Below are 12,642 nucleotides of genomic sequence, written 5' to 3' on the forward strand. Positions count from 1 at the left end.
AATAAAAAAGGATCTGCCACTTGGCAAATCCTTCACACATTTCAGTTCTAGATATGATTAATCATCCAACTGGTTTTTCAATACTTTCCCCGTAGTGGCATCTATCACTACATCATATTCCTTTTGTCCCTGGTTTATCTCCAACTCGTACACAAGTATGCCATTCTCTGAATCAAGCTCTGCATCCGTCACTTGACCCTCCACCTCTTTCAAGGCAATCTTTTCAGCTTGATCCATGCTGATTTTTGCAATTTCCACTGCTTGTTGTGTGCTCATATCCTCATCGTCTTCGTCTTCCATCTCCCGAGAAAGAATCTCTCCTTTTTCAGCATCGACCTCTACATCTTGATAGCCTTCATTCGTTTTAACGGTCATCTCATAGGTCATCGGCTGGTCCCAATCCTTTTCAAATTGGGTAACCTTACCGCCCAGTTTTTCTGAAATCATTTTGATAGCCTCATCCTCAGATAACGCACTCTTATTGACTGCATATACCGCAGTTCCAGCGGCACCGCCGAAAAGCAATACAGAAGCTATGGAAACCGACAAGATTACCTTTTTCTTTTGAATGATACCTTCTTTTATCGTAGCCCACTGCTTTTTCATGAATAATTCCTCCTTTGAGTTGTTACCTTAAGAATAAACATCATTCATGAAACGAACATGAGCGCTAGATTAGAATTTGATGAGAAAGAGTAATAGTCACCAACGTCCCCTCTCCTACTTCACTTTGAATTTCCAGTTTACCGCCGAATGACTCGACAAGTGTTCGAGCGATGGAAAGACCGAGTCCATTGCCTCCCGTTTTCCTTGCCCTTGATGAATCCACGCGATAAAAACGTTCAAATACATGCGGTAGATGTTCTGGTGATATCCCTGCCCCTTGATCTTTAACACCAATGAAAATTTCATTAGCCCTCCGTTTTATCAGGATTTGTATATCCGATTCACTATATTTCATGGCATTGTCCAATAGGATGACAAGCACCTGTTCAAGCTTGCTGGAAATGGCCATTGCATATATTTCCTTAAACTCGGATTGTATCTTTATTTCACGGTTTCCCGTCCTTCTAAATGTTTGGGCAATCTGTTCACAAAACGAAATAAGTTCGACTTTTCCTTCAATATCCTTTGAAGGGTCACTTTGGGAAGCGGACTGAAGTAGATGTTCCGTCAGCTGTTTCATCCGGATGGCTTCATGATGGATTGCCTCCACCGCCTCCTCCAGAATCGCCTCATCCTTCATTCCCCAGCGTTTCAATAGTGAAGAGTAGCTTTCTATGACCGTAATCGGTGTTTTCAATTCATGTGAAGCATCTGAAAGGAATTGCTGCTGTCGGTTATAATTCCGCTCAAGCCTTTCTATCATCCTGTTGAATGACACCCCCATAACCTGTAGCTCGTCCTTTGATTGATCCGAAAGCGGGATCCTTTTGAATTCTCCACTTTTCTCAATATCCATCATTGTCCCGCTCATGATCGATATGGGTTTGAGGATTAGATTGGCCAGCCATTTACCGGCAAAAATGGATAGAAGAATAACAAAAAGGGATGCACCACCTAATACGAGGGCAAGAGTCGATAAATTTTCAAGGAGGGTATCCTGCGGCTGTGTCACCTCGATCATTCCTAGCTTCTTCCCTTCTTCGGGATATGCGTAACGGTAGGTCAACACGTAATCCCCATCTGCTTTGCTAAAATCAAATCCTTTCTCATTAATGGATTTAACCTCTAGCCCTTCGAGGTCCTCTTCATCCGTAAACGATTTTACCAACCTTCCATCTGTGCCAAATATCCGCACCATTCCATCATCAGGGGTATACGGCTCCATTAAATCGGGATCACCGGAAATCAAATCTTTCGTCAGGATATTTTCTTCAATTAATGAAGCTTTATCTTCGAGCAGATCCCTTTCCCTCTCAACAGATATCCAAAGAAAGGCGATTAAAACGATGATACTCAACAATATAAGCATGACGCTTAAAAAAAGACTGGAGTACGATTGGATTTTCGTCCGAATCTTCATACCGGCTCCTTCAAGCTATACCCTACCCCGCGGTAAGTATGTATGAGCTGCAAATCAAAGGGGTAATCTATTTTTTTTCGTAAATAACGGATATACACATCAACCACATTCGTATCCCCTGCAAAATCATATCCCCATACATGTGTAAGTATTTGCTCCCTTGAGAGTACTTGATTTTTATTTTGCAATAGATATACCAGCAAATCGAACTCGCGGGAAGTCAGCTCGATCCTGTTGCCTTGCCTGAGAAGGTCCCTTGTACCAAGGCTCAATTGCAGATCATGGACCTTAAGTTCATCCGCTTTCCCTTCTGATTGGCTCTCACGTACATTTGTACGAAAACAAGCACGGATCCGGGCCAGCAGCTCTTCTATCTCAAACGGTTTCGTTACATAATCATTCGCACCATGGTCCAGGCCATTCACCTTGTCTGGTACAGCATCCCTTGCGGTTAGAAGAATGACTGGTGTAGATCCATTCTTTTTCCGGAAACGTCTAAGTACTTCTATGCCATTCAACTCGGGTAGCATCACATCCAATAAGATTAAATCCCACTCTTCGGATTCTGCCCTTTGCAGACCTGTCTTTCCGGTAAAAGCCGATTCAGTTAGATAACCCTCATGATTAAGTTCCAGCTGGAGGATCCTCGCGATTTTTTCTTCATCTTCTATTATTAAAATCCTTTTATTCATGATTACCACCACCCACCTCTTAGTGTACTGAATAAAAATGAAAATATCATGAGAAATTGAACACTCTGCATAAAAATCCCATGAAATAATTACTTTAAAATTTTTGTGCCTTTAAAAGGTCAAAAAAAAGAATCGGATGTGAAAAGTCCAAGTTGGTCTTTACAGACACCATACACAGATTCCTCACAATCATTAAAAATTTCTCCATAGCTAAATTATAAAAGCCTAAGTATCAATGGCTAACCATAATAAAAAGACTATGGAATATTTCCATAGTCACAGTTTGTCGACAAAATGGGGTTCGGAACGGCCTCATCCCGAATAACTGGCTTGCCGAGACCACACTGCCGCTTGCGGCGAGAAGCTTGGCAGACAGTCGGCGGAAAGAGAGCCGATACCTGTAATCAACTGGATCGTTTAATAATGATCCAGTTCATTCACCGTTCCAATGCTGGTCAATGAATTCATCGCGTCCTGATTTCGCACGGTCCGCTTTATAATCATCTTTGTTTTTTTTATGAAAGCCTTGATGGTATTCTTCGGCAGGATAAAAGGTTTGGGCAGGAAGGACTTCCGTTACGATGGGTTTCTGGAATTTCCCGCTGGCTGCAACCTTTTCTTTCGCTTCAATGGCCAATTTCTCTTGAGCTTCGTCATGATAAAAGATGGCCGTTCGATACTGGCTTCCCCTGTCATGGAATTGACCGCCATCGTCGGTTGGATCGATTTGCTGCCAATATAGTTCAAGCAGTCTTTCATAAGGAAATAACAGGGGATCGAAAGTGATCTCGACGACTTCATAATGTCCCGTAGTTCCCGTCTTCACTTCCTCGTAAGTAGGGTTTTCAACATGTCCCCCTGTATAACCGGATACGATTCCCCCAATCCCTGGTTGTTCTTCAAATGGTGTCACCATGCACCAAAAACAGCCTCCTGCAAATGTAGCTTTTTGCATAATGGTCAACACCTTCCTGTACATATGTAATAAAATCTAATATACCATATCCTAAATCTTAACACTGTGTCTTTTGATTTACGAAGCCTTCAAGCCAATCGCTCCAAAAGGGATGTACCCTTTGATCAATCTTTTGACCAGCCCTTTTCCTTGAATCTTACAATAGCTTCAACGCGATTGCTTACATCCAATTTATCAAGAATGACCGAAATATAATTACGGACCGTTCCATTGGTCAGATAAAGCTGGCTGGCAATTTCCTTTGTATTCTTACCATCTGCAATTAATTGGAGCACTTGACACTCTCTTTCAGTCAAAGGGTTTTCTTCTTCAAAAGCCATATCCACCAGCTCAGGAGCATATATGCGCCGACCGTCCATGATGACACGGATCGAGTTCGCCAGTTCCTCACTTGGACTATCCTTCAGCAGATATCCACCCACCTCGGCCTTTCTGGCTCTTTCAAAATAACCAGGGCGTGCAAACGTGGTTAAAATGATGACTTTGCATTGGTGGCCCTGATCCTTGATCTCTTCCGCTACATCAAGCCCGGTTTTAACTGGCATTTCAATATCCGTAATGCAGATATCTGGCTTTAAACGATTAACGAGATTCATTGCTTCTTCCCCATTGCTCGCTTTTCCGACAACTTCCATATCCTCTTCCAGATCAAGGATAGAACCTAGAGCGCCAAGCAGCATCCTTTGGTCTTCAGCAATTACGATTCTAATCAATGTTAATCCCACCTATCCATTATTTTTTATAGCATTCGGAACCCTTATATAAAGTGCAGTTCCATCTGTTGATTTAATATCCAGGCTGCCATTAACGAATTCAAGCCTTTCTTTCATTCCTTGAAGTCCATTGCCTTTAAAAAATTCTGATTTATGTGAAAGTCCCACTCCATTATCTTGGACTTTCATCGTCACTCCTGTCTGTAATTCTTCGATGACGATATTACATGAGTCGGCACAGCTATGTTTGACGATATTTGTCACAGCTTCTTTCAAGCACATGCTTAAAACCGTTTCAACAAGCAATGGAGTATCTTGCAATTCCGTTGTGCCTTCCAAATTGAAGTCTATCTCTGCCGCTTTCAATATTTGCTTGACCCGGGTGATTTCATCGCATAGCTTGGCCCCACGCATTTCCGACACCATTTCCCGTACTTCCTTGAGTGCCGTCCTTGCCGTTTGACGGATATCCTTGATTTCCTTCTTAGCCGACTCCGGATTTAAATCAATCAATTTCCCTGCAAGGTCACTTTTCAAGCCAATCAAAGAAAGTTTTTGTCCAAGTGTATCATGTAGATCACGGGCAATCCGCTGGCGTTCTTCCATTTTGCCAAGCTCGGAAATTCTTTTATGTGCATCTTCCAATTGTTCTTCCAGCCTATCACGTTTATTCCGATTATATGTGTTGAATGGGAGAAGGATCACGCCCACTACACAAATGAGCATAAAGGGAAATTGTGAAAAGAAGGTAGGGTCTTTCATGATGAATCCAATATTGACAGATACGATGGTGGCTAATAGCTGGATCGAATATAATACGAAAAAGCCAACCTTATTTTGAACATTCCCAATAAAGAATGCTAAAAAGAGTGAAAAGTAAATGTAGCTGAAAAATATGGTCATGGATATGGATATGACTATTTGTATAGCCGTCCATACGTATACGGGCCATCCCTTCGAAACGAATGAGAGACCATATGATATGAAAAACAAAATGATCATGACGATTCCAAAGACAGTCTCCAACATCGATGAAGATTTGAAAATGAAGTAAAAAGGAAGGATACAAAAAATGATCCAGACATAAGGGCTCAGCCCTGTGTTCTTAGGAAAGATATGATACCAACTTTGCATGTCGCCGCCTCTATTTCTTTTTCTCCTAGTATATACTAAGGTGTTTAATCAAAAAACCATCCAATGGAAATTGAATGGTTTTTTGATTAACTATTTATTTCCCTTGAAGACTTGGACGTTTATTATTAATTTCCAACTTTGATTTTTTCTCATTTAGACGTTCCTTTATCTCTTTAAAACTTACAAACGTCTTGTTTTCCCCATCATAAAGGCGGAATCGAAGTGATTTTAAACTTGAACTAAGGGTGATTGTCGTTGCCTGCTGCAAAGGCAGGGTGGAATCATGGACTTTCTCCAGATTATAGTTCGGCACTCTTGGACTAAGATGATGCACGTGGTGAAAACCGATATTACCAGTTACCCATTGTAAAACCTTCGGGAGTTTATAATAAGAACTTCCATCAATGGCAGCCTTCACATAATCCCATTCCGATTCCTCTTCGAAATAAGAATCTTCGAACTGATGCTGTACATAAAACAGCCAGATGCCCAGGGATCCAGTTACAAAAAGAAGCGGTACCTGAATCATCAGGAATGCCTGCCATCCGATAGCCAAGCATAACAAACCATAAATCACCACGATTGCGGCATTTGTCAAATACGTATTCATGCGTTCCTTCTTTTTTGCGCCTTTTTTATTCAGACGATTCGAAACAAGGAATAGATAGAATGGACCTAATCCAAACATGACGATCGGATTTCTATATAAACGGTAAGCCAGACGTCCCCAGAATGAAGCGGCTACATATTCATCAACGGTCATGATCCAGATATCTCCTGTACCGCGTTTGTTTAAATTACTGCTTGTTGCATGATGTATGGAATGACTATGCTTCCATTGCTCATACGGAAATAATGTGACGATTCCGCTGATTGTACCCAGGATGTTATTCGCTTTTCTGCTTTTGAAGAACGATTGATGACAGCAATCATGGAAAATGATGAAAATCCTGACTACGAATCCTGCAGCCAAAACGGCCAATGCAAGGGTCAGCCAATATGAGATGGTTAAGCTTTGATAAGCTAAAAACCATAACAGGAAAAATGGCGGAAATGTATTTATAAGCTGCTTCACACTTGATTTAGTATTGGATTTTTCAAAAGGGGCAACATCTTTTCTTAATTGTTTTTGATTACTCATGATTTCCTCCTCATAAATATTATATAGAAACATGGAGTGTTTAAATGGATTGGTTCAGCTTACATATTTCGAATACCATAATTATGCCTTGTTGGTGTTTAACACCTTACTCTCTATTTAAGTATAGGAATAATCATTGATCTTCTATAGTCATAAACGTCAATTGGCTGGCATTACAAATGTCATATACTTGTCTACCTCATCACTTTTCACACGTATTTTTTCCTAAATTATCATTTTCACCCTTAAAAAATGATAAATTCACTCAAAGTCCCATCAATCATTCCACACATAAATTCCTGATTCCAAATAAATAAGCAGTAAAATATTCGATCAAAAAAAAGATCCGCCATCTGGCGAATCCATTTATTACTTTATTGCATAAACCCGTTCAGGCCGGCCTACCGTGCCATATGTCAGATCGGCTTCGATTTTTTCCTCGGACATCAAGTGTTCAAGATAGCGTCTTGCCGTTGTCCTGCTCACCCCGATTTCCTTTGCCACTATTTCGGCAGTTAACCCCGGGGAGGCTTTCCCCAAAACAACCATCACCTTCTCCAAAGTCATCCTATCGATTCCTTTTGGCAGTGAAGTCTGGGTCCTGTCCTTGTCATTCATTTCCTTTCGCAATAGCTTATCCACCTGTTGCTGCGTCACGGGAAAATTGCCCTTTTCCAATTCAGACAATTTAATGTAATACTCTTTATATCTGCGTAAGGACTGCTTGAAACGCTCAAATGCGACAGGCTTGATAATATAATCAAATATGCCGATCTTGATGGCCTCCTGGACCTTTTCGATCTCTTTTGCCGCCGTTATCATAATGACATCCATTTGTTTGCTTTGCTGCTTAATATCTTTCAAGATATCGAGCCCATTCATATCCGGAAAATACATATCGAGCAATAATAAATCCGGCTGCATGATTTCAATGAAGCTTTTAGCCTCGACATAACTTGACGCGATCCCGATTGCTTTAAACCCCTCAATCTTTTCGATGAATAGCCTCTGTATCTCGGCAATCCGTAAGTCATCTTCTACGATTAAAACTTCTATATCGCGAATGGCCTTCATCTAATCACCCCTCTGTTTTTTGGTATGGCTATAGTAAAGATCGTATATTCCCCTTCTTTCGTCGAAAAAGTGATATATCCCCCTAATCCATCAATCGCTTCCTGGACAAGGCCCAAACCTATACCTGAATTGGTTTGATGGCTTTTCGTCGTAAAACCGTCCTGGAAAATACGTTCGGTAACCTCTGAATTCATTCCTTTCCCATTATCTTCAACTTCAATGATCAACTCTTTACCCAGATCCGTCACGAACAACGATACCCTTTTTTCCTCCCTTTGATTTTCGCGTACAGCTTCGAAGGCATTATTGATAAGGTTGCCGATGATCGTCACTAATAAATCCCGATCTATTTCGGGCGGAATATCTTTAAAACTGCTTTCTCTATCAATAGTAAAGTCAATTTTCAGCTCGCTGGCTAAACTTACTTTCCCTAAAATGAACCCGGCAATAATCGGATCATTCACTTCCTTCATCAGAAAGTGAATGAAGCCTTGAGTGACATCCACTTCCTTCGATATGAAATCAATCGCTTCTTTATAGGATCCCAGTTGGATCAGGCCTAATAGAGTATAGAGCCGATTGGAATATTCATGTGTCTGGGCCCTGAGCCCTTCTGCATACGCCTTTACATGTGATAGCTCTTGAAGGAGATTGGATAGTTCCGACTTATTCCGCAAACTTGCTACAGCACCGATGACTTCACCCTGTCCATTCAAAATGGGAATCCGGCTTGCCAAAAAAATTTCACCGTCAATCATGAATTCCCGGTCATACTCGGCCTGTGCCGTGCTGACCACATCCAGCAAATGTGTATGCCTGATGACTTCTTCAATTTTTTCCCCGCGAAGCATGACGTCTTTAGGGATATCCAGGATTTTATGTGCCGTTTCATTGACGACGGTGATTTTCCCATGAACATCAATGGCGATGATGCCTTCATGAATCGTTTCCAAAATGGCATGCTTTTCTTGAAACATCCAGGCAATCTCTTTCGGCTCAAGACCCAATATCGCCTTTTTTATATTTAATGAAATGAAAAAGGCTATTAATAAACCGCCGATTAAGATAAAAGAGATGGTCCATACTATCTTTCGTTGTATTCTGGACACTTCTTTTTCAATATCATCCTGAAGGTAGCCAACAGAGACTACACCAATGACTTTTCCATTTGCCATTATCGGGGATTTCCCCCTTATGGAAGGACCCAATGTCCCAGTCGACTCCGTGATGATGGATTTCCCATTCCAAACCTCGCCGTTATCCCCCCCTACCATTTTCTTCCCGATCAAGTTTGGATCCGGATGGGACAGCCGTGTTTCATTCTCATCTCCTATTACTATGAATTCCGCATCGATCTGCCTGCGAATCTTTTCCGCGATGGGCTGAATGATTACAGAAGGATTTTCCGTCCGAAAAGCTTGTTTAATCTCAGGCAGCAAAGAAATGGTCTGGGCAACTGACAATGCTTTTTCCCCTGTTTCCTGTTTCAGGTTATTTTCTAAGATATTTATAAAAATAACTTCAAAGATTCCCCCCATTAAGATGATTAACGTACAGATGCCCAGCATCAACTTGGTGTGTAAACGCATTCAATCACCTCTTCATACATCATATAAAAAAAAACCCCTTTAAAAAAGGGGTTTTCATAACATTCAGAAAATATCAGTTAACCTTCAATATTAATGACAACATCCTTCCCCCTCTTCTTAAGTAAAACCGGAATGAGCAGCCATAACGCCGTTACAATCAGGAAGGTTAGGGAAAGCGGCCGAGTGAAAAACAAACTGTAATCCCCATCGGATATCGTCAAGGCCCTGCGCATATTATTTTCTATCATCGGTCCTAAGACCAGCCCTAATACCAATGGGGCGATAGGATAATCATTTTTACTTAAGAAATATCCCAAGACCCCGCATCCTAATAATAGCAATAAATCATAAGTCGATACTTGTACCGCATAAACGCCAAAAATGGAAATTGCGATTATGATCGGAATCAAATATTTCTTTGGCGTTTCAATGATTTTCGCAAAAACCTTAACGAGCGGTAGATTAAGGATGAGGAGCATCAGATTCCCAATGAACATACTTGCGATAAGTCCCCAAGCCACCTGAGGATGATCTTCGAATAATAATGGACCAGGCTGGACATTGTACATCATGAGTGCCCCCATTAAAATGGCCGTTGTACCGGAACCTGGAATTCCCAGCGTCAATAATGGAATCATCGCTCCCCCAGACGCGGCGTTATTGGCCGTTTCAGGTCCAGCCACTCCAGCAATCGCTCCCGTGCCAAATTTCTCGGGTTTTTTTGAAATCCGTTTTTCCATAAGGTATGAGAAGAAAGAAGCAAGAGTGGCCCCTGCACCCGGCAGGATTCCTACAAAGAAACCCAAGAGCGATCCCCGGGCAATGGGACCCGCAGATTCCTTGAACTCTTCTCGGGAAGGAATCAAATTACTAATCTTCGCGATTTCCCCGTCATCCTCTTCTTTTTCTAAGATCGTCTTGAACACTTCTCCAAGGGCGAATAACCCTACTGCAATTGTCAGGAATTCAATCCCCTGATATAACCAGGGAACATCGAATGTAAAACGAGCTATTCCTGATACATTATCAATGCCTATCGTCCCAATCAGCAAGCCGCAAACAGTCATAATTAACGCCTTTGTTACGGATTTTCCCGCGAGACCACTGACAGCCGCCAGCCCTAGGATCATGAGCGAAAAATACTCAGCCGGACCGAATTTAATGGCAATCGTCGATAATGGTTGAGCTAAGGCAATCATGGCTATAAGTGTGACTATCCCTCCAACGAAGGAACCGATGGCCGAAATGGATAGCGCACTTCCTGCTCTGCCCTTCTTCGCCATTTGGTAGCCATCCAATGTCGTGACGACAGAAGAAGATTCGCCCGGTGTATTCAATAGGATGGAGGTCGTCGACCCTCCATACATCGCTCCATAATAAACACCTGCAAGTAAAATGATGGCACTTGTCGCCGCCTGCTCTGGTGGAAGTCCACCTGTAATCGAGGCGGTTACCGGAATTAAAAGAGCCACACCGCTCATCGGCCCGATCCCAGGCAAAACGCCGACAGCGGTTCCGATCAATACTCCGACAAATGCAAAAAGTATATTATACCAAATAAGTGCCGTTTCAAATCCCTGCAATAAATAAACAAAAGTGTCCACTTCCCATCCTCCTTTCTTTTATGAAAACCAGATTGGCCAACCCGGCAAGGTTCCCTTTAAAACGTTCACGAATAAAAAATAGACGATTCCGGAAAATCCTGCAGAAATGATGAGCGATGTCACCCACTTATTCCGTTCCATCGTTTGAAAGCAAACAAATAAAAAGAGAAAGGTCGTAATGACATATCCTATCGTTTCCAGTGTCAAAATATAAATCAAGGTTGAAATAAAAATAATGATAAAGGGCTTGTACTCCAGCTTTTCCTTACTCGACTCTTGTCTCCTGCTACGATACGCCTCATAGAACAGGCGAATGCTTAAAGCGGCAAGGACCAATCCCAATACAAAAGGGAAAATGTCCGGTCCTACCGAACTTCCATAAGAAGAACTGGATAGCTTCCTGCTACCTATCATAAACAGCACTCCGACAGCCAGAAAAGCTACGGATGCAAAACGATCGAATTTCACGTCCATCCTTATCCCTCCATTTCAGAAAATAAGAAGAAGGTGAAAGCACCTCCTTCTTCTCCATTATTTTTCCATGCCTAAAGCTTCTAATAATTTCTGCACCTGTTTCTCCTGCTCTTCTAAAAACTTACTGAATTCCTCACTATTTTTATATTCTTGTTCCCATCCTTGAACTTCCACTTCCTTTTTCCATTCAGAGGTTTTAACTAACTTTGCAATGGATCCGTCCCAAAAGGTTTTCGCTTCCTCAGACATATTCTGAGGTCCAAAAACGCCTCTCCAAATCGTGAATTCCGCATCGACACCCTGTTCCTTTGCCGTCGGTATGTCTTTAAGATCTCCACCCAAGCGTTCAGTCGAGGTTACGGCCAGCACTCTAATCTTTCCTGCTTTTAAAAATTCCCTGACACTGGATGCATCCGTTCCGATCACATCCGCATTTCCACCAAGCAACGCTGTAATCGCTTCCCCGCCACCGTCGTACGAGACGTATTTAAGTTCAGTTGGATTCAAGCCATATTCATAGGCTGGAAGAATGGAAATCAAATGATCCATGGATCCCGGAGCAGATCCTCCCGCAAAGGTTAACTTACGAGGATCTTTCTTCACCACTTCCAGCATTGATTTCAAATCCTTGAATTCAGAATCCGCCTTTACCACTATCGCTCCATAATCTTTTGTCAGCTGCGCCAATGGAGTCGTATTTTTATATCCATAAGGACTGTTTCCCTCTTTTTTAAGGTTATTGATGATGACAGGCGGTGAATTCACGAAAAGCATGTCATTATTATCTGCTTGCTGTGTCGCATAATCCGCCATGAAGACAGCACCCCCGCCACCGGGTTTGTTTTCGACGGTTAATGGCTGGTTCACCAGTTTTGTCTCCCCCAAGACCTTTGTAAATGAACGGGCCGTCAAATCCCATCCCCCACCTGCACCCGAAGGAGCAACGATCGTAATGGCCTTTTTCGGATAACCTGTACTTTCTTTCTTCTCTCCTGATGTATCCGAACTGCTGCATGCACCTAAACTTAAAGCTAGAGAACCTGCCAACATGACCGCATAAATCTTTTTACGAGAAAACATATGAATCCCCCTTTTGAAAGCGTTTTCTTAATTCTACAAAATTATCTTCCTTTTCTTTAATTATTCACCTAAAATACATAAATTTCATAATCTCCATATTGTTCATAAAGTTTTATGGGTGGACATGTGGAAAAAGACT

12 protein-coding genes are annotated in these 12,642 nt (G+C 41.9%); all 12 read right to left on the reverse strand.

The window, feature by feature from the left end; genetic code table 11:
• Nucleotides 1-57: 57 nt before the first annotated feature.
• The 12 genes from UP17_RS23330 to UP17_RS23385 all read right to left on the reverse strand — a co-directional run bounded on the left by UP17_RS23330 (nt 58) and on the right by UP17_RS23385 (nt 12,503).
• On the reverse strand, nt 58-606 hold the full coding sequence (locus UP17_RS23330) for a PepSY domain-containing protein (RefSeq protein WP_061465522.1): 549 nt from the start codon (nt 604-606) through the stop codon (nt 58-60).
• A 64-nt stretch (nt 607-670) separates the two neighbouring features.
• Complete coding sequence (locus tag UP17_RS23335; RefSeq protein WP_061465523.1) at nt 671-2,026, reverse strand: sensor histidine kinase; 1,356 nt, start codon at nt 2,024-2,026, stop codon at nt 671-673.
• Nucleotides 2,023-2,718 (reverse strand): response regulator transcription factor, encoded by a 696-nt coding sequence (locus UP17_RS23340; RefSeq protein ID WP_061465524.1) that lies wholly within the window; start codon nt 2,716-2,718, stop codon nt 2,023-2,025. Before UP17_RS23340 ends, UP17_RS23335 begins: the two co-directional genes overlap by 4 nt.
• Nucleotides 2,719-3,151: 433 nt before the next feature.
• Nucleotides 3,152-3,673: a peptide-methionine (S)-S-oxide reductase MsrA gene (gene msrA / locus UP17_RS23345; protein ID WP_061465525.1), complete on the reverse strand. Its 522-nt coding sequence runs from the start codon at nt 3,671-3,673 to the stop codon at nt 3,152-3,154.
• Nucleotides 3,674-3,798: 125 nt separating this feature from the next.
• Nucleotides 3,799-4,407: a response regulator transcription factor gene (locus UP17_RS23350; RefSeq protein WP_061465526.1), complete on the reverse strand. Its 609-nt coding sequence runs from the start codon at nt 4,405-4,407 to the stop codon at nt 3,799-3,801.
• A gap of 12 nt (nt 4,408-4,419) precedes the next feature.
• Nucleotides 4,420-5,541, reverse strand: coding sequence for a sensor histidine kinase (locus tag UP17_RS23355; protein ID WP_061465527.1), 1,122 nt, complete (start codon nt 5,539-5,541; stop codon nt 4,420-4,422).
• A 94-nt stretch (nt 5,542-5,635) separates the two neighbouring features.
• Entirely contained in the window at nt 5,636-6,682 is a 1,047-nt protein-coding gene (locus UP17_RS23360) for a Delta(5) desaturase DesA (RefSeq protein ID WP_061465528.1), read from the reverse strand.
• 369 nt (nt 6,683-7,051) lie between these two features.
• On the reverse strand, nt 7,052-7,756 hold the full coding sequence (locus UP17_RS23365; RefSeq protein WP_061465529.1) for a response regulator: 705 nt from the start codon (nt 7,754-7,756) through the stop codon (nt 7,052-7,054).
• Complete coding sequence (locus UP17_RS23370) at nt 7,753-9,345, reverse strand: ATP-binding protein (RefSeq protein ID WP_061465530.1); 1,593 nt, start codon at nt 9,343-9,345, stop codon at nt 7,753-7,755. The genes UP17_RS23365 and UP17_RS23370 overlap by 4 nt, the downstream gene beginning before the upstream one ends.
• A 77-nt stretch (nt 9,346-9,422) precedes the next feature.
• A complete protein-coding gene (locus UP17_RS23375; protein ID WP_061465531.1) occupies nt 9,423-10,949 on the reverse strand; it encodes a tripartite tricarboxylate transporter permease in 1,527 nt (508 codons plus the stop codon).
• Between the two features lie 18 nt (nt 10,950-10,967).
• Entirely contained in the window at nt 10,968-11,423 is a 456-nt protein-coding gene (locus UP17_RS23380) for a tripartite tricarboxylate transporter TctB family protein (RefSeq protein WP_061465532.1), read from the reverse strand.
• Nucleotides 11,424-11,480: 57 nt separating this feature from the next.
• Nucleotides 11,481-12,503 (reverse strand): tripartite tricarboxylate transporter substrate binding protein, encoded by a 1,023-nt coding sequence (locus UP17_RS23385; RefSeq protein WP_061465533.1) that lies wholly within the window; start codon nt 12,501-12,503, stop codon nt 11,481-11,483.
• Between the last annotated feature and the right edge of the window lie 139 nt (nt 12,504-12,642).

This window comes from Peribacillus simplex (assembly GCF_001578185.1).
Taxonomy (GTDB): domain Bacteria; phylum Bacillota; class Bacilli; order Bacillales; family DSM-1321; genus Peribacillus; species Peribacillus simplex_A.

Excerpts from the sequence above, each read along its gene's own strand:
- UP17_RS23330 (WP_061465522.1), bottom strand. The coding sequence starts at position 606 with ATGAAAAAGCAGTGGGCTACGATAAAAGAAGGTATCATTCAAAAGAAA.
- UP17_RS23335 (WP_061465523.1), bottom strand. The coding sequence starts at position 2,026 with ATGAAGATTCGGACGAAAATCCAATCGTACTCCAGTCTTTTTTTAAGC.
- UP17_RS23340 (WP_061465524.1), bottom strand. The coding sequence starts at position 2,718 with ATGAATAAAAGGATTTTAATAATAGAAGATGAAGAAAAAATCGCGAGG.
- msrA (WP_061465525.1), bottom strand. The coding sequence starts at position 3,673 with ATGCAAAAAGCTACATTTGCAGGAGGCTGTTTTTGGTGCATGGTGACA.
- UP17_RS23355 (WP_061465527.1), bottom strand. The coding sequence starts at position 5,541 with ATGCAAAGTTGGTATCATATCTTTCCTAAGAACACAGGGCTGAGCCCT.
- UP17_RS23360 (WP_061465528.1), bottom strand. The coding sequence starts at position 6,682 with ATGAGTAATCAAAAACAATTAAGAAAAGATGTTGCCCCTTTTGAAAAA.
- UP17_RS23365 (WP_061465529.1), bottom strand. The coding sequence starts at position 7,756 with ATGAAGGCCATTCGCGATATAGAAGTTTTAATCGTAGAAGATGACTTA.
- UP17_RS23370 (WP_061465530.1), bottom strand. The coding sequence starts at position 9,345 with ATGCGTTTACACACCAAGTTGATGCTGGGCATCTGTACGTTAATCATC.
- UP17_RS23380 (WP_061465532.1), bottom strand. The coding sequence starts at position 11,423 with ATGGACGTGAAATTCGATCGTTTTGCATCCGTAGCTTTTCTGGCTGTC.
- UP17_RS23385 (WP_061465533.1), bottom strand. The coding sequence starts at position 12,503 with ATGTTTTCTCGTAAAAAGATTTATGCGGTCATGTTGGCAGGTTCTCTA.